The sequence below is a fragment of the Virgibacillus natechei genome, assembly GCF_026013645.1.
Classification (GTDB): Bacteria; Bacillota; Bacilli; order Bacillales; family Amphibacillaceae; genus Virgibacillus_L; species Virgibacillus_L natechei.
The window spans coordinates 2,420,478-2,445,990 of the sequence record NZ_CP110224.1 but is presented as its reverse complement, the minus strand read 5'-3'; the positions used below and the strand labels follow the sequence as shown (position 1 = coordinate 2,445,990).

At 38.7% G+C, this 25,513-nt stretch carries 25 protein-coding genes and 2 riboswitches; of the genes, 22 read left to right on the top strand and 3 right to left on the bottom strand.

All coding sequences use genetic code 11. From position 1 onward, the window contains the following. Window positions 1-383: 383 nt before the first annotated feature. The 21 genes from OLD84_RS12690 (at window position 384) to OLD84_RS12590 (ending at window position 22,944) form a co-directional block, all read left to right on the top strand. Window positions 384-2,783 (top strand): 3-hydroxyacyl-CoA dehydrogenase/enoyl-CoA hydratase family protein, encoded by a 2,400-nt coding sequence (locus OLD84_RS12690; protein WP_209462682.1) that lies wholly within the window; start codon window positions 384-386, stop codon window positions 2,781-2,783. A 19-nt stretch (window positions 2,784-2,802) separates the two neighbouring features. Further along, on the top strand, window positions 2,803-3,978 hold the full coding sequence (locus tag OLD84_RS12685) for an acetyl-CoA C-acetyltransferase (protein ID WP_209462683.1): 1,176 nt from the start codon (window positions 2,803-2,805) through the stop codon (window positions 3,976-3,978). 50 nt (window positions 3,979-4,028) lie between these two features. Beyond that, complete coding sequence (locus tag OLD84_RS12680) at window positions 4,029-5,813, top strand: acyl-CoA dehydrogenase family protein (protein WP_209462684.1); 1,785 nt, start codon at window positions 4,029-4,031, stop codon at window positions 5,811-5,813. 182 nt (window positions 5,814-5,995) lie between these two features. Next, window positions 5,996-6,352 (top strand): arsenate reductase family protein, encoded by a 357-nt coding sequence (locus OLD84_RS12675; RefSeq protein WP_209462685.1) that lies wholly within the window; start codon window positions 5,996-5,998, stop codon window positions 6,350-6,352. Window positions 6,353-6,543: 191 nt separating this feature from the next. Further along, window positions 6,544-6,933 carry a glycine cleavage system protein GcvH gene (gene gcvH, locus OLD84_RS12670; protein ID WP_209462686.1) on the top strand — a complete coding sequence of 130 codons (390 nt, stop codon included), beginning with the start codon at window positions 6,544-6,546 and terminating at the stop codon, window positions 6,931-6,933. Window positions 6,934-7,057: 124 nt separating this feature from the next. After that, on the top strand, window positions 7,058-7,405 hold the full coding sequence (locus OLD84_RS12665; RefSeq protein WP_390336730.1) for a toprim domain-containing protein: 348 nt from the start codon (window positions 7,058-7,060) through the stop codon (window positions 7,403-7,405). 10 nt (window positions 7,406-7,415) lie between these two features. After that, window positions 7,416-7,730 (top strand): thioredoxin family protein, encoded by a 315-nt coding sequence (locus tag OLD84_RS12660; RefSeq protein ID WP_209462688.1) that lies wholly within the window; start codon window positions 7,416-7,418, stop codon window positions 7,728-7,730. 121 nt (window positions 7,731-7,851) lie between these two features. Further along, window positions 7,852-7,965, top strand: a riboswitch (SAM riboswitch). Between the two features lie 107 nt (window positions 7,966-8,072). Continuing rightward, complete coding sequence (locus tag OLD84_RS12655) at window positions 8,073-9,104, top strand: methionine ABC transporter ATP-binding protein (RefSeq protein ID WP_209462689.1); 1,032 nt, start codon at window positions 8,073-8,075, stop codon at window positions 9,102-9,104. After that, window positions 9,094-9,762, top strand: coding sequence for a methionine ABC transporter permease (locus tag OLD84_RS12650; RefSeq protein ID WP_209462690.1), 669 nt, complete (start codon window positions 9,094-9,096; stop codon window positions 9,760-9,762). The genes OLD84_RS12655 and OLD84_RS12650 overlap by 11 nt, the downstream gene beginning before the upstream one ends. Window positions 9,763-9,782: 20 nt before the next feature. Further along, entirely contained in the window at window positions 9,783-10,637 is an 855-nt protein-coding gene (locus tag OLD84_RS12645) for a MetQ/NlpA family ABC transporter substrate-binding protein (RefSeq protein WP_209462691.1), read from the top strand. 224 nt (window positions 10,638-10,861) lie between these two features. Further along, window positions 10,862-11,032 (top strand): YuzK family famiily protein, encoded by a 171-nt coding sequence (locus OLD84_RS12640; RefSeq protein ID WP_209462692.1) that lies wholly within the window; start codon window positions 10,862-10,864, stop codon window positions 11,030-11,032. A 303-nt stretch (window positions 11,033-11,335) separates the two neighbouring features. After that, window positions 11,336-12,127 (top strand): Fe-S cluster assembly ATPase SufC, encoded by a 792-nt coding sequence (gene sufC, locus OLD84_RS12635; protein ID WP_209462693.1) that lies wholly within the window; start codon window positions 11,336-11,338, stop codon window positions 12,125-12,127. Window positions 12,128-12,144: 17 nt separating this feature from the next. Then, window positions 12,145-13,452, top strand: a complete 1,308-nt coding sequence (gene sufD / locus OLD84_RS12630; protein ID WP_209462694.1) for a Fe-S cluster assembly protein SufD — start codon at window positions 12,145-12,147, stop codon at window positions 13,450-13,452. Further along, window positions 13,452-14,675, top strand: a complete 1,224-nt coding sequence (locus tag OLD84_RS12625) for a cysteine desulfurase (protein ID WP_209462695.1) — start codon at window positions 13,452-13,454, stop codon at window positions 14,673-14,675. The genes sufD and OLD84_RS12625 overlap by 1 nt, the downstream gene beginning before the upstream one ends. Beyond that, window positions 14,662-15,090, top strand: coding sequence for a Fe-S cluster assembly sulfur transfer protein SufU (gene sufU / locus OLD84_RS12620; protein ID WP_209462696.1), 429 nt, complete (start codon window positions 14,662-14,664; stop codon window positions 15,088-15,090). The genes OLD84_RS12625 and sufU overlap by 14 nt, the downstream gene beginning before the upstream one ends. 68 nt (window positions 15,091-15,158) lie before the next feature. Next, window positions 15,159-16,556 (top strand): Fe-S cluster assembly protein SufB, encoded by a 1,398-nt coding sequence (gene sufB / locus OLD84_RS12615; RefSeq protein ID WP_209462697.1) that lies wholly within the window; start codon window positions 15,159-15,161, stop codon window positions 16,554-16,556. Between the two features lie 238 nt (window positions 16,557-16,794). Further along, window positions 16,795-17,613 carry a sulfite exporter TauE/SafE family protein gene (locus OLD84_RS12610; RefSeq protein WP_209462698.1) on the top strand — a complete coding sequence of 273 codons (819 nt, stop codon included), beginning with the start codon at window positions 16,795-16,797 and terminating at the stop codon, window positions 17,611-17,613. Window positions 17,614-17,625: 12 nt separating this feature from the next. Further along, window positions 17,626-19,026 carry a bifunctional metallophosphatase/5'-nucleotidase gene (locus OLD84_RS12605; protein ID WP_209462699.1) on the top strand — a complete coding sequence of 467 codons (1,401 nt, stop codon included), beginning with the start codon at window positions 17,626-17,628 and terminating at the stop codon, window positions 19,024-19,026. A gap of 60 nt (window positions 19,027-19,086) precedes the next feature. Further along, window positions 19,087-19,398 carry a YunC family protein gene (locus OLD84_RS12600; RefSeq protein ID WP_209462700.1) on the top strand — a complete coding sequence of 104 codons (312 nt, stop codon included), beginning with the start codon at window positions 19,087-19,089 and terminating at the stop codon, window positions 19,396-19,398. Window positions 19,399-20,184: 786 nt separating this feature from the next. Continuing rightward, complete coding sequence (gene yunB / locus OLD84_RS12595; protein ID WP_245301518.1) at window positions 20,185-20,901, top strand: sporulation protein YunB; 717 nt, start codon at window positions 20,185-20,187, stop codon at window positions 20,899-20,901. A gap of 73 nt (window positions 20,902-20,974) precedes the next feature. After that, window positions 20,975-21,239, top strand: a riboswitch (Lysine riboswitch). 145 nt (window positions 21,240-21,384) lie between these two features. Continuing rightward, window positions 21,385-22,944 (top strand): Na+/H+ antiporter NhaC family protein, encoded by a 1,560-nt coding sequence (locus OLD84_RS12590; RefSeq protein ID WP_209462702.1) that lies wholly within the window; start codon window positions 21,385-21,387, stop codon window positions 22,942-22,944. A gap of 181 nt (window positions 22,945-23,125) precedes the next feature. Here the strand turns inward: OLD84_RS12590 and OLD84_RS12585 are convergent, their stop codons facing one another. After that, complete coding sequence (locus tag OLD84_RS12585) at window positions 23,126-24,052, bottom strand: M23 family metallopeptidase (protein WP_209462755.1); 927 nt, start codon at window positions 24,050-24,052, stop codon at window positions 23,126-23,128. Between the two features lie 86 nt (window positions 24,053-24,138). After that, window positions 24,139-24,702 (bottom strand): YhcN/YlaJ family sporulation lipoprotein, encoded by a 564-nt coding sequence (locus OLD84_RS12580; RefSeq protein WP_245301519.1) that lies wholly within the window; start codon window positions 24,700-24,702, stop codon window positions 24,139-24,141. A 138-nt stretch (window positions 24,703-24,840) separates the two neighbouring features. Between OLD84_RS12580 and OLD84_RS12575 the strand changes: the two genes are divergently transcribed. Continuing rightward, window positions 24,841-25,113 (top strand): YutD family protein, encoded by a 273-nt coding sequence (locus OLD84_RS12575; RefSeq protein WP_209462703.1) that lies wholly within the window; start codon window positions 24,841-24,843, stop codon window positions 25,111-25,113. 38 nt (window positions 25,114-25,151) lie between these two features. Here OLD84_RS12575 and OLD84_RS12570 read toward each other — a convergent pair whose 3' ends face one another. Further along, entirely contained in the window at window positions 25,152-25,430 is a 279-nt protein-coding gene (locus OLD84_RS12570; protein WP_209462704.1) for a hypothetical protein, read from the bottom strand. Window positions 25,431-25,513 lie beyond the last annotated feature (83 nt).

The following is a 25,513-nucleotide window of genomic DNA, read 5'->3' as shown; positions in this document are numbered from 1 at the left end:
ATACGTAGACTCCTGTGGGAACAATGGTTTTCGGTGGGGCGAGCATTTACGCGCAGCCCCAGCACGTGACCGAAGACCCCGCAGCGGCGATCTTCCGCGAGGAGGCTGAGGCCGTGCCCACGGAAAGCGGAGTATTCTGCCGTAGCGAATCCAAGCACCAACCATCATTAGAACGAGAGGCAGCGTCACGAAAGAGAATTGTCACTGTGTCGTCTTTTATATCAACTACGAAGATACTTACGAAAAGATCCTTCTAAAAAAGAGTTTTTTATTGCGAAATATCTGATTATAATTTATAGTAGAAAATAGACGGATAGGGAACTATCTTTTCTTTTTACCAATAAAATGAATGAGTATTCATTCAAAGTGAAGGGGGACAAAAAATGAAGCAATCAATCAAGCGCGCTGCGGTGCTAGGATCCGGGGTTATGGGGGCTGGTATTGCCGCCCACTTGGCTAATGTAGGTATTCCAACAATTATGCTTGATATTGTACCAAGAGAATTAACGAAGGAAGAGCAAAATAAAGGATTTACATTAGAGGATTCAGTCGTACGTAACCGAGCAGCTTCTCAAAGTAAAAAAGCACTTTTAAAACAAAAACCATCTCCAATTACGACGAAGAAGAGCCTTGATTTAATTGAGGTCGGTAATATGGATGATGACATGGAAAAACTAGCTGATGTTGATTGGATTATTGAAGTAGTTGTTGAAAATCTGGATATTAAGAAAAAGGTATTTGCAAATGTAGAAAAACATCGTAAAGAAGGTACCATTGTAAGCTCTAACACATCAGGGATTTCTGTAGAGGATATGGTTGCAGATTGTACGGAAGACTTTCGTAAATCATTTCTTGGGACTCACTTTTTTAATCCGCCTCGTTACTTAAAATTACTAGAGGTTATTCCAACGAAAGACACGGACACGGAAGTATTGGAATTCATGAAAACATTTGGTGAAGATGTGCTGGGCAAAGGCGTTGTTGAAGCAAAAGACACACCGAACTTTATTGCAAACCGTATCGGTACGTATGGTTTACTTGTAACCGTAAGAGAAATGCAAAAAGGAGGGTACAGCGTCGGTGAGGTGGATTCTGTAACAGGTCCAATGATCGGTCGCCCGAGTAGTGCGACGTTTCGTACATTGGATGTTGTCGGCTTAGATACATTCATCCATGTGGCCAAAAATGTGTATGACCAAGTGGATGGCGCGGAAAAGGAAGTCTTTGATGTACCAGACTTTATGAAGAAAATGCATGAAAAAGGCTGGTTAGGTGCGAAAAGTGGCCAAGGATTCTACCTAAAGCAAAAAGGAAAAGATGGCAGTACAATCTATGAATTAAATCCAGAAACACTAGAATACGAGGATCGTACAAAGTTAAATACAGCTGCAACAGAAATGGCGAAACAGGAAAAAGGAACCAAGCATAAATTGAAAGCGCTTATACGATCAAAAGGAGATAAAGCGGGAGACCTTGTATGGTCCGTATTGAAGCCCGTATTAATCTATTCCGCTGATTTGATTGATGAAATTGCTGATGACGTGGTTTCCATTGATCAAGCGCTGAAATGGGGATTCGGTTGGGAAGTTGGTCCATTTGAAACATGGGATGCCATTGGGTTGCGTAAATCAGTCGAACGCATGCAGGAAGAAGGAGAAACGGTTCCTGAATGGGTACTTAAGCTACTTGAAGATGGGAATGAATCTTTTTATAAACAGGAAAATGGAAATGTATATTACTACGACCATGGCGAGTATAAACAACAAATTAGTAATAAGAAAGAGATTAATCTCAAAAAGTTAAAAGATGTCAATGGAGTTATTAAAAAGAATGCTGGTGCCAGTTTAATCGATTTAGGTGACGGTGTTGCTTGTCTTGAATTCCATTCTCAAAGTAATGCAATCGGCCTTGATATCATTCAAATGGTTAATTACGCACTTGAGGAAGTAGATAGGAATTATAAAGGCCTTGTTATTGGGAATCAGGGGAAGAATTTCTGTGTCGGTGCAAATCTTGCCATGATGTTAATGGAAGCGCAGGACGATAATATCTTTGAATTGGATATGGTCATTCGTCAGTTTCAAAATATGGGAATGAACATTAAGTATGCCAATAAACCAGTTGTTGCCGCCCCTTTTAATATGACGTTAGGGGGTGGGGCTGAAGTTTCCCTTCCAGCAGCTGCCATTCAAGCATCACCAGAATCGTATATAGGATTGGTTGAATTTGGTGTTGGATTAATTCCTGGTGGTGGAGGGACGAAGGAGCTTTACTTGAAAGAACTTCGCAATTTGCCTGAAGGTATTCATTTTGATCTCACAAAAGTAGCGAATGATGTATTTGAGAAAGTAGCAATGGCTAAAGTATCAACGTCAGCTGCTGAAGCACGTGAAAATGGATTTTTAGATAATCAAGATGGTATAAGCGCTAATCCGGATCACCTTTTACATGATGCAAAAGAGAAGGTGTTGGAATTGGCAAGATCAGGATACCATGCGCCTAAGCGTGAAAAAATACCGGTCGTAGGGGATGCAGGTTATGGAGCAATGCTCCTAGGTGCAAAATCATTACGATTTGGTGGGTATGCTTCAGATCATGATGTGAAAATTGCTGAAAAATTGGCATATGTGTTATCAGGTGGAAGAATAAAAGAAGGAACAGTTATCGATGAACAGGTAATGCTCGATCTAGAACGCGAAGCATTCTTGAGCTTGATTCAGGAACCGTTAACGCAAGCTAGAATGCAGCACATGCTTGTAAAAGGAAAACCTTTACGAAACTAATTGAATAGGGGGAAGGAATGTGAAGGAAGCAGTAATTGTTGCAGGTGCAAGAACCCCTGTAGGAAAAGCAAATAAAGGTGCACTAGCTGATAGTCGACCAGATGATTTAGCAGCGATAACAATAAAGGAAACGTTAAAACGTGCAGGGAATTATGATGGCAATATTGATGATGTGATTATTGGAAATGCGATGCCAGAAGCAGAACAAGGCATGAATATGGCACGTAATATCGCTGGGCTTGCAGGACTGAAGAATGATGTGCCAGGAATTACGATTAATCGTTACTGTTCATCAGGCTTACAAAGTATCGCCTTTGCAGCAGAACGGATCATGATTGGTGCGAGCGATTCTATCATTGCTGGTGGAGCTGAGTCTATGAGTCTCGTTCCAATGGGTGGTCATGTAATTAAGCCGAATCCAAAATTGGTTCAGGACGCACCTGGCTATTATATGGAAATGGGTCATACAGCAGAGGAAGTAGCAAATCGGTTTGGTATTTCACGAGCTGATCAGGATGCATTTGCTGTTCAAAGCCATGAGCGAGCAGAAAAAGCTATTAATGAAGGGAAATTCAAAGACGAGATTGTTCCTGTCGGCGTGACAAACCGAATAGTAGGAGATAAAAATAAGATTGAAGAGAAGTCCTTTCAATTTGATATGGACGAAGGCGTACGTCCCGGGACGACGACGGAGGTACTTGGTAAGCTTCGTCCAGCATTTAATATAAAAGGGTCTGTTACTGCAGGTAATGCATCGCAAATGAGTGATGGTGCAGCATCCGTACTAGTCATGGATCGAGAAAGAGCAGAAGCAGAAGGGCTAACACCATTAGTGAAATTTCGCTCATTTGCAGTAGCAGGTGTAGAGCCGGAAATAATGGGGGTAGGACCTGTAGAAGCCGTACCAAAAGCATTGAAAATAGCAGGTTTAAACCTATCAGATATTGGTCTATTTGAATTGAATGAAGCATTTGCATCTCAAGCCGTCCGTGTTATTCAAGCACTGGATCTTGATATAAATAAAGTTAATGTTAACGGCGGTGCCATTGCGCTTGGCCATCCACTTGGGATGACAGGGACAAAACTGACATTAAGCCTTATTCATGAAATGAAACGCCGCAACGTGCAATATGGTGTTGTAACCATGTGTATTGGTGGCGGCATGGGGGCTGCTGGTGTTTTTGAACTATTGTAATCGGCTTCTTATCTAAATTAAACTATTCCAAAAAGGAAGGAAGAATAAATATGAGTGAAACAAAAGATAAGGTTTTCAAGGGTGGAGCATTTTTAACGGAAGATTTGACTGCAGATGATGTCATTACACCAGAGGATTTCACAGAGGAACATAAAATGATTGCCAAAACGACAGAAGACTTCGTATTAGGTGATGTTTTACCAAAGATTGAAAACCTAGAAAATCATGAATTCGAACATTCTGTTGATTTATTAAAAAAGGCTGGTGATTTAGGGCTGTTGGGTGTTGACGTCCCTGAAGAATATGGCGGTCTTGCTTTGGATAAAATTAGCTCTTCTTTAATAACGGAGAAATTTTCACGTGCCGGTGGATTCTCGGTGACACATGGGGCGCATGTAGGGATCGGCTCCCTTCCAATTGTGTTTTTTGGGAATGATGACCAGAAGCAGAAATATTTACCTAAGCTTGCAACTGGAGAACTATTAGCTGCATATGCACTAACAGAACCAAGTTCAGGTTCTGATGCAATGGGGGCAAAAACAACAGCGACATTAAATGAAGCTGGAACGCATTATATTTTAAACGGTGAAAAGCAATGGATCACAAACTCCGCATTCGCAGATGTGTTCGTTGTATACGCAAAAATAGATGGAGAGCATTTCACAGCATTTATCGTTGAACGTGAATTCCCCGGTGTGTCAACCGGTCCAGAAGAGAAGAAAATGGGTATTAAGAGCTCATCTACTCGCACACTCGTTTTAGAGGATGCAGAAGTTCCTGTTGAGAATTTATTAGGGGAAAAAGGGCGAGGCCATATTATCGCATTTAATATTCTCAATGTTGGACGTTATAAGCTTGCGATTGGTGGTGTTGGTGGATCCAAGCGTGCCCTGGAATTATCGGCAAAATATGTGAATGAACGTAAACAGTTCGATACACCAATTTCCAGCTTTTCCTTAACGCAGGAAAAATTAGCAACAATGGCTGCGGAGATTTATGCGAATGAAAGTTCCGTCTACCGAACAGTTGGTTTATTTGAACAGCGTATGGGCGCATTGACAGACGAACAAATGAAGGATGGACGTGAAGTAGCACGTGCCATAGCTGAATACCAAATTGAATGTTCGATGAATAAATATATGGCTACAGAATTATTGGATTATACAGCAGATGAAGCAGTACAATTGCATGGTGGTTATGGGTTTATGCAAGAATATGAAGTAGAGCGAATCTATCGTGATTCACGAATTAACCGTATTTTTGAGGGTACAAATGAAATCAATCGACTAATCGTACCTGGAACATTGTTGAAAAAAGCAATGAAGGGCGAACTTCCATTACTGCAAAAAGCGCAAGCGTTACAAGAAGAATTAATGATGATGATGCCGGAGGAAGTGGGCGACGAGCGTTTAGCGCAAGAGAAACACCTGTTGAAAAATGCCAAGAAGATTGTTTTACTTGGCGCTGGTCTAGCCGCACAGAAGTATATGCAGAAGATTGAAAAGGAACAAGAAATTTTAGTTAACCTAGCAGATATGACTGCAGAAGTATATAACATGGAAGCTGCAATTCTTCGTACTGAAAAGGCGATCAATCGTTCAGGCGATGAGAAAAACAAACAAAAATTATTATACACTCAAATTTATGTACAGGAAGCTTTCAACCGAATTGAAGCAGATGCAAAAGAAACATTAATTGCAGTCGAAGAAGGGGACACATTACGTACGATGTTGTCGTCACTTCGTAAGCTAACTCGCCATACACCAACAAATGTAATAGCGAAAAAGCGGGAGGTTGCAGCTAAAATTATAGAGGAAGAAGAATATATCGTTTAATATAATTCAGGAAGAATATGTGATAGCTCGTTCCTATTAAAATAGGGAGAGCTATCTTTTTATAAGCAGTTAAGCAGTTCAAAAACGCTAGTACATAATTATCAAACGAAAAGAATGAATAATTAGCTATAGTCATGATAGAATTAAAAATATCAATACATTTACGAAGGAGGATGATGTATATGGCACTTACATTTTATTGGTATCCAAGCTGTGGTACATGTAAAAAAGCGAAGAAGTGGTTAGATGAGAATAAACTTGAGTACCGTACCATACATATAGTGGATACACCACCGAAAAAAGAAGAGATAAAAGAACTAATTGAAAAAAGTAATTTGCCTGCAAAAAAATTTTTCAACACAAGCGGGAAAAAATACCGTGAGTTGAATATGAAAGAAAAAATAAAAGATGCAGACACTGAAGAAATGGTAGAACTCTTAGCTTCGGATGGGATGCTGATTAAGCGGCCAATCGTAACGGACGGACTAAACGTGACAGTTGGATTTAAGGAAGAAACGTTTAATGAAAATTGGCTATAATGTGTGTAGGGAAGTTTTAGTAAAAGCCTATCCATCATACGTGAGTAGTGTAATAAATTAGTCAACGTAGAGGTTTCCCGCTTATCATATGATGGGAGTTAGAACAGCGTCAATGAATTATTGTAAAACACTAGAAAAATCCATGCTTACATTGTATAGTTATAATGGAATGAATAAACGGAGGGATATCAATGAGCGTACCAGGGGATTTATTATATTCAGAAGAACATGAGTGGATTAAGAAAGAAGCCGAACAAGTACGTATCGGTATTACAGATTTTGCACAGGATGAACTCGGAGACATTGTATTCGTTGAACTTCCTGAGGTTGGAGAAGAGATTGAATTAGATGAGCCTTTTGGAAGTGTTGAATCCGTTAAAACAGTCTCTGAGTTATATGCTCCACTAAGCGGAAAAGTTATTGAAGTGAACGAGGATTTAGAAGATAATCCTGAATTTGTAAATGACTCACCATATGATAAGGCATGGATGATCGTGGTCGAGCCATCTGATTCGTCGCATCTTGATCGTCTATTATCAGCAGAGCAATATGATGCAGTTACGGACCAAGAAGAAGACTAATATCATGAATAGCGACTATAACTGGCTAACTTGCAACAATGTTGTATAGTTGGCCACGTTTGTATCATAGTATACATATAACAGAAGCATTTTTGCTTGATTTCATTAGGAGTGTTGTGGGATGATGGCACATGAAATAGTTATTATAGTCGAAGGATTAACAGATAAAAGGCAAATTGAGAAGATAATTACCGATGATGTCGCTATTGTTTGTACGAATGGTACCCTTGGTGTTGAGAAGTTTGATGATCTCTTGGAAACCTATGATTTAGATAATAAAAATGTATTGATATTTGTTGATGAAGATTATTCAGGCATAAAATTACGTAAACAATTGAGACATGAGCTTCCGCATGCCGAGCATATCTATGTGAGCAGTGAATATCGTGAAGTAGCGACAACTCCTGAGCATGTACTTGCTACTGCTTTACTGAGTAAACGAATAGCGGTTAATCCAATATTTTTAATTTAGGGTGGTAGTGTTGCAAGAGATAACAAACGAAGTACTGGAACAAGATAGCTATATATTATATATTTATACTCCTTTTTGTGGTACATGTCATGTAGCGCGAACGATGTTAACAAAAATTGAGTCGGTGCACAAAGAAACTATTTTTTACCAAATGAACGCTTCACTGTATGCTGAATTTATGCAGGAACACAAAATAGAGAGTGTCCCCTGCTTGTTAATTAAGGAAGGTAATGAAGTAAAAGAAAAAATTTATGCTTTTCGGTCTATCGCAAATATTTACAGCTATCTGACAGAGTATAAACCAGACCTGTTCGTAAAAAGTTAATGAAATAACAATATTGACACTAGAAAACTAGTGTGCTAGTATTTTTGCAGTAGGAGAGTATAAATGTTCCTACCTGCATCAGTACAATTAAAGCTTTCAAAGCTAAACGGTACGATTATATCTCTTATCTTGAGCGGTGGAGGGACTGGCCCTGTGAAACTGCGGCAACCTTCAGAACATTACGAAGTCTGAAAGGTGCCAACTCCTGCAAAGTGTACGCTTTGGCAGATGAGGGAACGAGAAAACGATTATTTACGTCTTTCTGTTCTCTTACAGGAAGGCGTTTTTGTGTTTTGGTTTGGTATAATAAGCATGGTATGTACCATTTAAGGAGGATTATTTGTGATTTCGATTAAGGGTTTAAGTAAATATTTCACATCAAATAAACAAAGAATAACAGCTGTTGATGATCTGACCCTTAATATAAAAGAAGGTGAGATATTCGGCGTTATCGGCTATAGTGGTGCAGGTAAAAGTACATTTGTACGTTTACTTAATCGGTTGGAGGATCCATCAGATGGTCAAGTTGTGATTGACAACCAGGAAATAACAAAATTAAATGCAAAAAAACTTCGGCTAGCACGACAGGAAATTGGGATGATTTTTCAGCATTTTAATTTACTTTGGTCACGTACTGTGCGAGATAACATTGCTTTTCCACTTGAAATAGCAGGAGTAGCAAAAGCTGAACGGCAAGAACGTGTACAGGAGTTAATTAATTTAGTCGGTCTCTCCGGACGAGAGGATGCCTACCCTTCTCAACTTAGTGGAGGACAGAAGCAGCGTGTGGGTATTGCTCGCTCGTTAGCAAATAACCCGAAAGTATTATTATGCGATGAAGCAACTTCAGCATTAGATCCAGAAACGACGAATTCTATCCTTGATTTACTGGTGGATATTAATGAGAAGCTGGGATTAACGATTATTCTTATTACCCACGAAATGCATGTTATACGCAAAATATGTAACCAGGTTGCAGTAATGGAACAAGGGAAAATCGTAGAACAAGGTGAAGTACTGGATGTATTCCGGCGTCCAAAGGAAACGGTGACAAGAAAATTTGTGGAGCAGGTTATGGGTGCAGATGATGAAGACGAAAGTGTAAGTCATTTGATTGATACGTATGACCAAGGAATAATCATTCGACTTCATTTTATTGGTGAAACAGCAAATCAAGCATTAATAAGTCAAGTAGCCAAGAAGTTTGATATAGCTATTAACATCCTCCAGGGGAAAATTACCCAGACCCAGGCGGCCGCATACGGTACATTGTTTGTTCAAGTTGAAGGAGATTCAGAGGAAATAAATAGGGCAGTAAGCTTTATTCATGATGAGACCTCGGTAGAAGTGGAGGTTGTTCGTCATGCTGAATGACTTATTTCCAAATCTAGATGTTCAAGACTTGGTGGAAGCAACGTATGAAACCTTTTATATGACGTTGTTCGCATTGGCAGGGACCATAATTTTAGGCATTATTCTAGGTTTACTTTTATACCTGACAATGCAAGGCGGCATGTGGCAAAACAAAACACTTAACTTTATTGTAGCTACGGTTGTAAATGTGTTCAGAGCTATTCCGTTTATTATATTAATTTTATTGTTATTTCCATTCACTGACTTTTTAATTGGAACTATTCGGGGTCCCACTGCAGCTTTACCTGCATTGATTATAGGTTCAGCACCATTTTATGGACGACTGGTGGAAATTGCGCTAAAGGAAGTTGATAAAGGCGTGATTGAAGCAGCAACCTCAATGGGAGCAAAGACACGGACAATTATTTTTCGGGTTCTATTACCGGAATCTATGCCAGCATTGGTGTCTGGGATAACTGTTACTGCAATAGCGTTAATTGGTTACACCGCGATGGCGGGCGTTATTGGTGCTGGAGGATTAGGAGATTATGCATACTTCTTCGGTTTTCAACGCCGTGATTTTGATGTGGTACTTGTTTGTACCATTTTGATTGTAGTCATTGTATTTATTTTCCAATTTATCGGAGATTATCTGTCTACTAAATTAGATAAAAGATAAAAATATAAGGGGAGATTATAATGAAAAGGAACGTGGCATTTTTAATGCTACTAGTAGTATTAGTACTAGCAGCTTGTGGGGATGGAAATACAGATGGAGATACAGATGAAAATACGGGTGATAATGGCTCTGAACCAGTGGAAATCACAGTTGGTGCTTCAAGTACACCACACGCGGAGATTTTGGAAGAAGCCAAACCGCTTTTAGAGGAAGAGGGAATATCACTTTCAGTTGAACAGTACCAGGATTATGTATTACCAAATGATGATTTGGAAACGGGAGATCTAGATGCTAATTATTTCCAGCATATCCCATATTTAGAGGGTCAAATAGAGGAAATCGGTTATGATTTTGATTATATTGATGGCATTCATATCGAGCCGATGGGGGTTTATTCTCAAAACATAACTGATATTGACGAGATAGAGAATGGAACAGAAGTAATTCTAAGTCGTTCTGTAGCTGATCACGGGCGAGTCCTAGCATTATTTGAACAGAATGGTCTGATTACTTTAGACGAAGACGTAGAAAAGGTAGATGCAGAAGTAAGTGATATTGTTGAAAATCCACATGACTTAACGTTTTCAGCAGATGTTGACGCAGCACTTTTACCTGAGTTGTATTTTTCTGAAGAGGATGCCTTAGTTACAATCAATACGAATTATGCAATTGATGCAGATTTAAATCCTTTGGAGGATGCACTCTTTATAGAAGATGATGAATCTCCATATGTGAATGTGATTGCCGTTCAATCAGAAGATATAGACAATGAAGTGTTGAATGAACTAGTCAACGTATTGCAGTCAGAAGAAATTCAAACCTATATTACGGAAACATATAACGGAGCTGTCGTTCCTGTTGGAGGTAATAACTAAGTTTTCGAATAACTTTTTTAGCAAATTTGGAGCAATACATCGTATTTGCCAGTAATTCGTTATATGATTATGGAGAAATGTCGCTGTATAGATTCAGCCTTTCATGTTCGAAATAATCCTTGTTAATGGGTTTATACACGCTTTGTTAGGGGAATCATCCCCGTGTTACGATTAGTATTGTACTTAAGTCGAAAGGATGGTTCACTATTAATAGTGGTATAAGTTTGAATTACACTCCAGAGATGGAGAAAGCGATGCAGCAATCGAATAAGATTTGTTATGCTGAATACGAAAGAAAATTTGAAAAACGCATCGCAGTAGAGAAAAGAAGAGATCAGGAATATGCCGAATGTAAAAAACTATCAGCTGAATTTGTTAGTCAACTTCAAAAATAATAATGGAAAAGGCTACTGTTGTTCTTATAAAAAGGACAACAGTAGCCTTTTATTTTGACTGATGTAGGAAAAACGGTATAATGTGGTGGAAGCAAATAGTTCCTCACACTAAAAGTTGATTTATAATTTTTCATCTAGATAGGAACATTTTATGGACGTCCAGAAAGTTAGATTCTTACAAGACTTAATAGCCTAAAAGAGTTGATATTAAATTCGAAATGCTTTAAGATTGTAATGAGAATAGATTGAGAATGGATGTCATATTCATTTTAAACAATAATACTAGTACTTGGAGGTATCAGAATGGCAGGATCAACTCTAGAAATCAAGAATCTTCATGTAAATATTGAAGGGAACGAGATATTAAAAGGTTTAAACCTTACGATAAATGGTGGCGAATTTCATGCAGTAATGGGACCAAACGGTACTGGGAAATCGACACTGGCTTCTGCAGTTATGGGACACCCTAAATTTGAAATTACTGAAGGAAGTATACATTTTGATGGGAAAGACGTATTGGAGATGGAAGTTGATGAACGTGCACGCGCTGGCCTGTTTCTAGGCATGCAATATCCAAGTGAAATCAGTGGTGTAACGACATCTGATTTCTTGCGTTCTTCTATCAACGCACGCCGTGAAGAAGGCGATCAAATTCCTTTGATGAAATTCATTAAGGAAATGGATAATACATTGGATTACCTGGAAATCGACAAAAACATGGCACAACGTTATTTAAATGAAGGGTTCTCAGGTGGCGAGAAAAAGCGTAATGAAATTCTTCAATTAATGCTATTAAAACCTGAAATCGCAATCTTGGATGAAATTGACTCAGGACTTGATATTGATGCATTAAAAGTAGTTTCAAAAGGAATTAATAAATTACGTGATGAGAATTTCGGTTGCTTAATCATTACACACTACCAACGCTTATTGAACTATATTACGCCAGACCATGTACACGTTATAATGCAAGGACGCATTGTTAAATCTGGTGGACCTGAACTAGCACAGCGTTTGGAAGCTGAAGGTTATGAGTGGATTAAAACAGAATTAGGCATTGAAGACGAAACAGTAGGCCAAGGGCAAGAAGCTTAATAGTTAGGAGGGGTACTATGACTGTAGACATCAAACTACCATATGACAAAGATTATATTGATCAGTTTTCGCAAGTAAGAAACGAACCAGAATGGATGCGGCTCCTACGCCTTCAAGCTTTAGAACAAGCTGATTCGCTTGAAATGCCTAAGCCTGATAAGACGAAGATAGGCAAATGGAATTTCAGTCGTTTTAAACATACGGCACAAGGCGAAGCAATTTCATCAATAAATGAATTACCAGCCGAGATACACGGTTTTCTTGATAAAGATAATGCACCTGAAAATATACTCATACAGCGTAATAACTCAGTTGCATTCACATCATTAAGTCAGGACTTGAAAGATAAAGGTGTTATTTTCACAGATATCTTTACAGCACTTCAACAACATGAAGATCTAGTGAAAAAATATTATATGAAAGATGCTGTCACTATTGATGAGCATCGATTGACAGCCATGCACGCTGCTTTAATGAACGGTGGAATTTTTGTTTATATTCCAAAGAATGTTCAAGTGGAGACTCCGATACAAACTATTTTTTGGCAGGAAGATCCAGAAGTAGCATTGTTTAATCATGTGTTAGTTGTTGCAGAGGAAAGCAGTTCCTTAACATACGTGGAAAATTATATTTCCCACAATTATGAGCAAGAAACCATCGCAAATGTAGTTACAGAAGTAATTGCACATGATAATGCGAAGATTTCATTTGGTGGAGTGGATAACTTTGCAGCTGGAACAACGTCCTATATGAATCGTCGTGGCGTTGCATACCGAGATGCATCCATTGATTGGGCGATTGGTGAAATGAACGACGGACATACTGTTTTTGAAAACATTACACACTTAGTGGGTGATAATTCAACAGGCCATGCGAAAACGGTGACAGTTGGCCGAGGAAATTTAATTCAAAACCTTACGACGAAAAGTGTGCATTTCGGGAAAGATACAGATGCACATATTCTTCAACACGGTGTTATGAAAGATAAAGCAACATCGATTTTTAACGCCATTGGTAAAGTTGAGAATGGTGCAACAAGATCGAACGCGGAACAGGAATCAAGGGTGTTAATGTTAAGTGAAAAAGCTCGTGGCGATGCAAACCCAATTTTATTAATTGATGAAGATGACGTTACAGCAGGGCACGCCGCTTCTGTCGGTAGAGTTGATCCGCTTCAGTTATATTATTTAATGAGTCGTGGAATTTCACAAGCAGAAGCAGAACGGTTAATTATTTTCGGATTCCTTGCTCCTGTTGTAAATCAATTACCGATTGCGTCTGTCAGAGAGCAATTGACGCAATTAATTGAGAGGAAGGTATACTAATGGATGTAAAAGCCATCAGGCAACAATTTCCGATATTAGATCAGGAAGTTAACGGACATCCACTCGTATATCTAGATTCATCGGCTACCTCTCAAAAACCTTTGGCAGTTATTAATGCTGTTAATGACTATTATAAGCAAGATAATTCGAATGTGCACCGAGGCGTTCATACGCTAGGCTCACGAGCAACGGATAAATATGAGGGCGCACGTGAGAAAGTTTGTCAGTTTATTAACGCAGACAGTCATGCTGAAGTGATATTTAATCGCGGAACAACATCAGGAATCAATACCGTTGCATCTAGTTATGCGCGCCAGAATTTAAAGCCGGGAGATGAAGTTGTCATTACTCCAATGGAACACCATAGCAACATTATTCCATGGCAACAGGCGGTAAAAGCATCTGGAGCAACTTTAAAATATATACCGTTGCAACCAGATGGTACTATAGCACTTGAGGATGTCCGTGAAGTAGTTACTTCAAATACTAAAGTTGTTGCGATTACGCATGTATCCAACGTACTGGGAACTGTAAATCCGGTTAAGGAAATTGCAAAGATAGCCCATGATCATGATGCAGTTATTGTAGTGGATGGTGCACAGGGAGCGCCTCATTTGAAGGTTGATGTGCAGGATCTGGATTGCGATTTTTATGCATTATCTGGTCACAAAATGTGCGGACCAACAGGAATCGGTGTGTTATATGGAAAGAAAAAACTTCTAGAAGCAATGGAACCTTTTGAATTTGGTGGAGAAATGATTGATTTCGTCAACTTGTATGATTCAACATGGAAGGAACTCCCTTGGAAATTTGAAGGTGGGACACCGGTTATCGCTGGAGCAGTTGGCCTTGGTGCTGCAATAGATTTCTTAAGTGAAATTGGAATGGATGCCATTACAAAGCATGAGAAAATACTAGCAGATTATGCAATGGAACAAATGCGTACAATTGAAGGTATAAACGTGTATGGCCCAGAAAGTCGTGCGGCCTTGGTTACGTTTAATTTAGCTGATGTACATCCACATGATACGGCAACCGTGCTTGATTCAGAAGGTATTGCGGTACGTGCAGGTCACCATTGCGCACAGCCACTCATGCGATGGCTCGATGTAACGGCAACAGCTCGAGCAAGTTTTTATCTATATAATACAAAAGAAGATGTCGATCTTTTGGTTAATGGACTTTTGAAAACAAAGGAGTATTTCGGTGATGTCTATGAATAACCTAGATACACTATATAGGCAAGTAATTATGGATCATTATAAGAACCCACGTAACAAAGGGGCTATCGATGGAGATACATTGACTGTTGATATGAATAACCCAACTTGCGGTGATCGTATAGAATTGCATTTACAACTGGAAGGCGAGATTGTTAAAGATGTGAAGTTTGAAGGTGAAGGCTGTTCCATTAGCATGTCCTCCGCGTCAATGATGACCCAGGCTATTAAAGGGAAAAAACTTGATGATGCATTGAATATGTCAAAAGTATTTTCAAATATGATGATTGGGGAAGATGTTGACACAGAGGAGCTAGAGGATATTGCAGCGCTTCAGGGGGTTTCTAAATTCCCTGCACGTATTAAATGTGCAACTCTCGCATGGAAGGCAATGGAAAAAGGTGTTCATGAAGAGTAGAAAGCCAAAGGATTAGAGTACAAAGGCATAAGCTTAAAGTACGAATATCTAATAGGAGGTTTTTAATAATGGCAAAAGAAATTCCAGAAATGGAAGGTTATGAGTATGGGTTTCAGGATAAAGACGTATCGGTCTTCCGTACAGAAAGAGGCTTAACGAAGGCTGTTGTTGAGGAAATTTCACGGATGAAAGACGAACCTGAATGGATGCTTGAGAAACGTCTAAAAGCGTTGGAAGTTTTTTATAGTAAACCAATGCCACAATGGGGCGGAGACCTAGATGAATTAGATTTTGATGAAATCGTCTACTATGTAAAAGCTTCTGAAACACAAGGTAGAACGTGGGATGAAGTACCAGAAGAAATTAAAGAAACTTTTGATAAACTGGGCATTCCAGAAGCAGAACAGAAATATTTAGCAGGTGTATCTGCACAATATGAATCAGAAGTTGTTTACCATAGCTTGGAAAAAGATTTAGAAGAACAAGGAATTATCTTTAAGGATACAGATACTGCACTTCAAGAGAACGAAGAATTAGTCAAGGAGTACTTTGGTAAAGTAATTCCAGCCGCTGATAATAAATTCTCTGCATTGAATACCGCAGTTTGGTCTGGTGGTTCATTCATCTACATTCCAAAAGGAGTACACACAAGTTCTCCCCTACAAGCCTATTTTCGAATTAACTCGGAAAATATGGGACAATTTGAACGAACACTAATCATTGTTGATGAAGGTGCATCTGTTCATTATGTAGAGGGTTGTACAGCACCAGTGTTTACAACAAACTCCCTGCACAGTGCAGTGGTTGAGATTTTCGTAGGAAAAGATGCATATTGCCGTTACACAACCATTCAAAACTGGGCTAATAATGTATATAATCTAGTTACAAAACGAGCAACCGTTGATGCGAATGGTACCATGGAATGGATCGATGGCAACATGGGATCAAAACTTACCATGAAATATCCATCTGTTCTTCTAAAAGGAGAAGGGTCGCGTGGAATGACGCTTTCCATTGCACTCGCTGGTAAAGGTCAACACCAAGACGCTGGAGCTAAAATGCATCACTTGGCACCAAATACGTCATCATCTATCGTTTCAAAGTCCATCTCGAAAAAAGGTGGTAAAGTATCCTACCGCGGAATCGTTCACTTTGGACGTAAAGCAGATGGTGCTCGGTCGAATATTGAGTGTGATACGTTAATTATGGATAATCAATCAACATCTGATACAATTCCATATAATGAAATATACAATGACAATATTTCATTGGAGCATGAAGCGAAAGTTTCTAAAGTTTCAGAAGAGCAGCTGTTCTACTTAATGAGTAGAGGGCTTAGTGAACAAGAAGCAACGGACATGATCGTAATGGGCTTTATTGAGCCATTCACGAAAGAACTTCCAATGGAATATGCAGTTGAAATGAACCGCCTGATCAAGCATGAAATGGAAGGTTCAATCGGTTAAATTTTAAAGTAAGAAGAGCTCGCTTTGGTGGGCTCTTTTTATATGGATTTTAGTTTAAAATGATCGAAGTTTAACGGGCAGGTCGACTAAATCAGCCACGTCTGCACTAACTCCTATGCGTCGAACCTCACTGAATGAAGTTTAACTTTATTGGTTTGTAGAATGTTTATGGATGGGAATCAATGATAATCAGTGCTAATATAGAGTAAGAGTTAATGAGAAATGGAAGGGTTAGCTATTGGTTTTTATACTATGTATTTTAATTGGTTTGACGACTGCATTTATCGGTAGTTTAATGGGACTTGGTGGCGGGGTTATCCTCATACCTATCTTGTTGTTTTTAAGTAGTTTTATGGATTCATTTGCTTGGGTGTCACCGCAAACGATTGTAGGCATCTCACTAGTGACAATGATTTTTACTGCATTATCATCAACGATTGCCTATTCTAAAATAGGGCGCGTGGATTATAAAACAGGATTATTATTTTTATCAGGCAGCATTCCTGGTGGTGTGTTGGGATCCTGGTTCAATCAATTTGTCCATACGAATGATTTTTTACTGTATTTCGGCTTTGTAATGATTATGATATCATTACTATTTTTTGTGAAACTAAAACCAAAGGAACAGCCTGTAACCGGTAAATGGCAGGTAATGCGAACATTTCGTGTAGATGGGATTACCTATCATTACACCGTGTCGATCTGGCTAGCGTTTGTTCTTTCACTATTTGTAGGTACACTATCGGGATTGTTTGGAATTGGTGGCGGGGCAATTATGGTACCTGCTATGATAATGTTATTCGGATTTCCAGTACATATCGCCACAGCAACTTCCATGTTTATGATTCTTTTTGTAAGTGCGATAAGTGGTAGCACACATATTATACTTGGACATATCGCATGGGAATATGTTTTATTTTTTATTGTGGGTGCGTGGATTGGTGGGAAACTCGGTGTAGCGGTAAACCAGATGCTGCCAGGGAAAACCCTCGAATGGATATTACGCATTCTATTGATAATGATAGGATTACGCATGATTTTTCAAGGACTAGCTTAAGGAGTATGACATATGCTGGAAAAACTTTATTTCTATTATACAAATGATTTACATAGCAATTTTGACCAGTGGGCACGTGTTACTGGATTTTTAAAAGAAAAAAAAGCAATGAAAGAAGCAGCAAATGAATCTACCTGGACAATTGATATTGGGGATCATGTGGATCGTGTTCATCCAATTGCTGAAGCATTTATGGGGAAAGCAAATGTGGAATTAATGAATGATGCAGGCTATGACTTAGCAACAATCGGAAATAATGAAGGAATTACATTATCTCGAGATGATTTCTTTCATTTGTATGATGATGCAGCGTTTCAAGTAGTTTGCGCGAATTTACACAGCATGGATAATCAGGAGCCGGATTGGCTTCATCCTTCTGTGAAAATTGAATCTATTAATGGTGTTAGAATTGGTGTTATTGGTCTAACTGCACCATTTAACGCTTTTTATGAATTACTTGATTGGCATGTAGCCTCGCCATACCAAACATTGAAAAAATACGTGAAGCAGCTGAAACAGTCTACAGATGTTATTATCTTATTGTCTCATTTGGGATTAAGCGAAGATCAGGAGATAGCAAGAAGGTTTGCAGATATTGATGTCATTATTGGTGGACATACACACCATTTATTGAGAACAGGGGAACATATCAACAATACAGTGATTACAGCTGCTGGTAAGCATTGCGCATTTATTGGAGAAGTTATTTTAACATGGGATCATGATCAGGGAAAGCTAGTGACAAAAGAAGCATATACCACGGATGTTACGCATCTTGCAAAAGATTTAGAAACGGAACAAAAGTTATATGAGTTGAGTGAAGAAGCGGATAAAATTCTAGAGGAAAAGATTGTTCATATCCATTCACCAATTGAGGTAAAGTGGTTCAAAGATACAGTAATCATGCAGGAGCTGACCAACACTGTACAGGACTGGACGAATGCCGATTGTGCGATGTTGAATGCAGGACTTTTATTAGATCAAATTCCTGCTGGAGATGTTACATATAAGGACATTCATCAAATTTGTCCACATCCAATCAATCCGGTTGTAATCGATCTCAAAGGTAACGAGTTGCTTGAGGTGATTCGTGCGTCCTTTACTAAGGATTTTATGGAATTGAAGTTGAAAGGATTTGGCTTTCGTGGAGAGATTTTAGGACGGATGCAATTTTCGGGCATAGAAGTGGAGACATATGTACATGAGACGGGCGAAGAATATGTTCAACATGTTTGGTTTGATGGAGAGCCTTTGGATGCTGAACGGACCTATAAGGTTGCAACAGCAGACACGTTTACGTTTGGTCGGCTGTTACCTGAAATAGCCAAGTCGGAAAATAAGCATTATTTTCTTCCTGAATTTCTAAGGGATATACTTGCTGATACGTTACGAATTAAATTTGGAGATAAATAGTGACAATAGGCCTCTTTCTTGCATACAGATATAGTGTTATGAAGAAGGAGGCATTTTTTAATGATTACAGTAAATCCATTAGAGGTAGATGGAATTGTATTTATGGCAACACGGGTAGAGCTGCCAAAAACCAATTTATTAGTGATATCAAATGACATAGGATATATAATGTGTGCGGCCTTAGATGTGGATATCTTTAACGAGAATGAAAAATTGAAAAAGCGTGAGGTGATCGCTGGTCGAGCAGTTGGAGTAAGAACAATTGATGAACTGTTAAACGCTCCACTGGAAAAAATTACGGACGCTTCAAAGGAAGCATATGGCTGGGAAGAAGGCATGATCGGAAGGGACGCCTTAGTTAAAATATCATAAGCATTAGAATGCCCTCCAGTCAGATTGGAAGGCATTCTTTTAGTACTTTAAGACGTTTCCTGAAAATTGGGACTGGGACTGCGCTTACTCGTCCCACCGAAGACATTTGCGGTTACTCGTTCCACCGAAAAGAATTGTTGTTTTAGACACAAAATCTATAAAAGACGACGTAACTACCAGGTTGATTTCCGCTGCGTACAGTCGCTTTCCGCGGGCACGGATTTGCCCTGGCAAAGGGTATGTCGACGTTGTTCGCAAAGAACGGTATGTAGTCGACCTTCCTTAGGATAGTTTTACGGGGTCTTCAGAATCGTGCTATTCCCGCAGGAGTCGACTGTACTCCGCTCCAATCAACCTTTATAAGAGTGCATGGCTATATTTGTTATATATTAAGCAATTTTAATGAAGTTGAAAAGCATCTTACCAGCGTAGTGTATGTTCCGTAGCGGGGTAAAAGTATCATCCCTAATTTCAAGTTACGTCGTCTTTTATATCAACTACGAAGATTTAAAAGCAACAATACTTAGAGTCTTACTTTAAGATGTTTTGTTACGTTGGAACTATCATACCACCGAAGTTGTGAGAATGTCGCAGGTGAAAAAATGTATGAGATTGGTCTGGCTAGCGTGATAATATCTTGAAAAACGATTATGCTTTCCATTATTAAAACCGATAATTTTAAATTCTAACCTGCTTAAAACAAGCATAGTTTGTTTTAAGGGGGTTTTTTATCTGAGACATCGAATGGGATTTCGTAAAAATAGAATGCCGTCTAGAGTAAAAAATATGTTAGTGATTACAATGATTCTGTTTGTTATATTTGTTTTATTAAGTATATGGATAATTAACGATGGAATCACTCCAACGTTAATGGAAATAGCTGAGTTAAGAACAGAAGAATTTGCAACACGTGCTATTAATTCCGCAGTCCGATTTGCGGAGGAGTATGATTTTGAAGAGGTTACAGAAATGACCAGAGATAATGAAGGGAATATTACGACATACGGATGGAGTTCAAACATTGTAAGTGAAATAAATCGAGTATCAACAGATCGTGTGGAAGAGTTTTTTTATAAGATGAACAGAGGGGAGCCATTAAGCTTTGACACCCCCCTTGAAGAACCAATCGATGCTGAAGGTGACGCTAGTTATGTTGAGCAAGACCCGACTTTAATCGAGGTTCCAATCGGGCAAGCAACTGGAAATGCAATTCTTGCTAATTTAGGTCCGACTATTCCCGTTAACCTTGAACTTGTGGGTGCTGTTAGAACCGATGTCGTTCATGAGATAGAGCCATTTGGAATAAATGGTGCTTTACTTATCCTATATCTAATCGTGGAAGCTGATGTGCAAATTGTCATTCCATTTACGACCGAAGTTGCAGAAGTGACTACGAAAATTTATATTGACTCTGGAACCGTTATGGGAGAAGTGCCAGATTTCTTCGGTGGGGGGAATAATGATCCATCAATATCTGTACCAAGAGAAGACTTTCAGGACTAAATTTTGTCTTGCAGGTTGGCTAAGAATTTAGTATAGTAGATACTTACAAATTAAATAATTAAACCTTACTGATCGGTGAGGTAGAGGAGCAAATGATAAGAGTAATCAACGGGAGGTTGACACCTTTGATCGTTGGCAGATAGGAAAGTATTCCTTTCCTACTGCATAAGTGCAGACTAAGGACATTCGCCTAAAGCCTTTGCGAATGCCAAGTTTTCTAAATGAAAGGATCGTTTGCCGAAGCTATAATAAGGGTCAAACTTATTATGGCTGGTATGTCTTTGAATAAGGGATGTACTGTCATGCTAAACGTTTGTGCATGGAGGACTACCGATCGAAATGGAGGATAACCTATATCGCTAGACAATGATAAGTTATTTCCTATCATTGTCTTTTTTGTATGTTTTTTTAAAGATGTATTGAAACATTAATTTCTAAAACCTCAATCCCTGCACAAACGTAAAAACTTAGGAGGTAATAACAATGGAAGGAACCATTTTTTCAATAATTCCAGCAGTATTAATGCTTGTACTCGTATTAATAACGAGGAATGTATTGATTTCGCTTGGTACAGGCATTCTGATTGGGGCATTATTCATTCATGATTTCGCAATCTTGGATTCGATACGAGAGATTTGGACTATTTTTTATGAAATCTTTATTTTGGATGGGGCATTAAATACAGGTAATATTTTACTTATTGCTTTTTTGCTATTACTAGGTACGATGACAGCATTCCTGCAAGCATCTGGTGGGAGCAGAGCGTTTGGTGAATGGATGATAAAGCGTGTGAAGACAAGAACAGGTGCGCAGATTATGACTCCTGTACTGGGCTTAGTTATTTTTATAGATGATTACTTCAATAGTCTTGCTGTTGGACAAATAGCTAGACCGCTAACCGATCGTCATAAAGTATCAAGGGCAAAACTTGCTTATTTCATTGATTCAACATCAGCTCCGATAACCGTGATTTCACCTATATCAAGCTGGGGAGCTTATATTATTGGGATACTCGGTGGCTTATTTGCTGCTAATGGAATAACCGATATTCAACCACTTGAGGCTTTTATTCAAATGATTCCATTGAACTTATATGCATTATCAGCACTATTACTTGTTTTTCTGGTAGCCTATTTTAAAATGGATATCGGCCCGATGCGTACGCATGAACAACGAGCAATTGAAACAGGGCAGCTGTTAAATCCAGAAAAAGATAATGCACCAGGGGATCTGGGTGATACCTTTGTACCTCATAAAGGTGGTAAGATATTTCATTTATTAATACCAATTGCTATGTTAATTGGAGCTACAGTTGTTTCGATGATTGTTACGGGTGCTAATGCCAGTAAAGGTGACGTTACAATTTTAACTACTTTTGCAAATACAGATGTTAATTTGTCCTTGTTTATCGGTGGTTTAAGTGCAGTTTTAACCGGTCTTGTATTCCATTTGCAACAAGAAGAACCGAGAGCGAATGGACTTACCATTTTTATAGAAGGTATAAAAACCATGCTTCCAGCTATATATATATTAGTATTGGCATGGATGATCGGTTCGATAATTGGCACGTTAGAAACAGGGGAGTATTTAGCGCAAATTGTAAATGATGCCTCGATTAGCGCGTCGTTACTGCCATTCCTCTTCTTCTTTATCGCTGGGGTGATGGCAGTCTCAACGGGGACATCGTGGGGAACATTTGGTATCATGTTGCCAATTGCAGCAGAAGTAGCTGTTATTACAGACATCAACATGCTTCTACCCTCGTTAGCTGCTGTGTTAGCTGGTTCCGTTTTTGGTGATCATTGTACGCCAATTTCGGATACAACGATCTTGTCTTCCATTGGAGCTGGATCCAATCATATTGATCATGTTCTAACACAATTGCCGTACGCTATCCTAGCAGCAGTCGCTGCTAGTATTGGTTATCTTATTATTGGTGTAACAAACCAAGTTTTACTGCCATTATTAGCTACTTTCATTGTTGTTATAGGTATTGGGATAATAATTGGTTTTGTAAACAAATCAAAAATAAATAAGGCATAAAAAGGGGGAAGTGGTTGCTTGGGTGTTGTAGCAGCATTCATCATATCCACCTAGTAGCTTGTGTATCGATGCCTGGGAAATGGCTTCCGGGTATAGAAAGTTTCTTCTTTAATGATATAAAGTATAAAAAGCCAAACGTAAAGAGCCTGATCATTTGATCAGGCTCTTTACGTGTATACGATTATTCTTTTGCTATTCTTTCCCATTTCTGTAGGAAAGGATAAGGATCAAATGACCATTCCCTTTCCCCGTTATCCTTGTACATGCCATAGTGCAAATGAGGTGGGAATTTTCCAGATGTCCCTGGAGGCCCGTAACCAGTAGAGCCGACACTTCCAATAACATCTCCTGGCTGAACAACTTGACCTACTTTCAGGTCATCACTGTATCCATTCATATGCCCATAATAATGGTAAATGTTAAATATATCACGTATGCCGATTCTCCATCCACCATATAAGTTCCATCCCATTATTTCAACTACACCATAGGTTGTGGATTTTACTGGCGTCCCATGATCTGCAAATATATCTGTTCCTTCATGGATTCGCAAACCGCCGAAGCCACGTCTGTCCCCCCATGTATTATTGTAGCTGTAATTATATTCTGTAGAAACTGGGAAATCCCTATTTGTTAAATTAATTTCCTGAAATTCTTTAAATACTTTGGAAGTATTTATAATGGTTTGTACGGTTAGATCTCGTTTATAATAGTTCCACAGGGCAATCTTGATATCATCTTTTGTTGGCCCAGACTCGAGAAGTATATTTGCCATTGTGTACAGGATATCTTCAGGATCATTTGGGTCAGCTTTCCCATTCCCACTTCCATCTTTCCCTACTCCATTAAAAAATTCAATGATGCGCTTATCTTTAATCATGGCACTATTCCCTATTCCAAACCAACGATCAGCTGGGATATCAATCGAAATAACTTGTTCATCGTCATCGTTTTCTTTTATGTTTCTTTCAAAGTTATCGATAGCTGCGAAGTAATACCATGGGATTTGTGTAAGAGCCTCTGTTTTTTTGAAAAGCGCCATTCGCTCATCATAAATATCCTCTTCGTCATCTTCGGCATTCAGCGTCCCTGAATAGGAAAATATCATGATAAAAATAATTAAAAAGCTGAAAATGTATCGATAGAGCAAAGTATTTCACCCCCTGAACTATTATATGATAGTTATTGCTTGATTTAATTGTTTCCTTGTGAAGATTTTTCCATTTCATTTATTATTCGATCGGTTGTGTTATCGTAATCATGATTCGGAGTTGTGCTTGAATTATGCAAACTGTGTATATCTTCAATTAAGAGATGGTTGTCTGAAACATATATTTCGAAGAATGCTGGCATGATAGACATTGCTGTTTTCTTTGCAATGTCAGCAGCGCTGTCTTCATCTTTACTTTCATCCTTTTGATAGGCGATTAATACTTCCTCATCGGTAACAAGTGTTGCAACTTCTTCAAATCCATCATTTCGTAAAATGTTTCGTGTAATCATATTAGCCATTTCGTTTCGATCTATCTCCATGGTACGGTTTCTTTCGCGGTCATTATCCATTTGATCTTCTGTATATCGAACATAACCCAGATCATTTTCCAACTCTTCATCAGCGGGTGTTTGTTGTTGCCTTTGTTCTCTGGTCGGATCTAGCGGTTCATCATTTGGTTCTGCAGTGTTATCAATTTGCCCACATGCTGCCAGGCTGAAGATAAACATGAGAAAAGCGATCAAAAAATTCTTTGAATGCATCATGGTTTCCCTCCTCTACAGGAAATTGAATTTATCCTTCATAGTGTCTGTATACAAAAGGAATTCATGCATATAAATATTGCTGGTTTGTGATATAGGAAATATGATAAACTATATACAAGTTAAGTGGGGTGAGTATCATTGGTTGAGTTACATGGGAAAAATTATGAAATTGTTGAGGAAATAAAAGAAGGATTTGAAGAAGAAGCCTTCAAAGAACGTTATTCTGATATTTTATCTAAATATGATTATATTGTAGGCGATTGGGGCTATGAGCAGCTAAGGCTCAAGGGTTTTTACAATGATCAAAATATAAAAGCATCTTTGGATTCCCAAATAACTGCATTGGATGATTACCTGTATGAGTACTGTAACTTTGGTTGTGCTTATTTTGTATTAAAAAAGATGAATTAGGAACATGCAGGAACAAAAGAGGAGTAGTTCTGAGTCAACTACTCGTCTTTTTCTTTGGGATCTCCATCTTCATCGTGTATAGGATGAGCACCAGGGGCTTGTCTTGGGAGGTCATCATGCAATTCCTTGTATGGAAATACATAGGCGCTTTCTCGTTTTTGGCCTTCCTTCCATGGTGTTGATTTACTTTCAACTTCTTCATCTTTATGGATGATAGAACCTGATGGCCCTTCTGGGAATTCTTCTGGTATTAAGTTATTCCTCATACTGTCCACGTTGGAAAAATCGGAGTAATTCTTTTTCTCCTTTTTCTTCATATTGAATCCCTCCTTCCTTTTTGGCTCTTCACCAAAATCTATTGTTGACAAACTAGCTGTAATTATAAATTATAGTGCCGCTG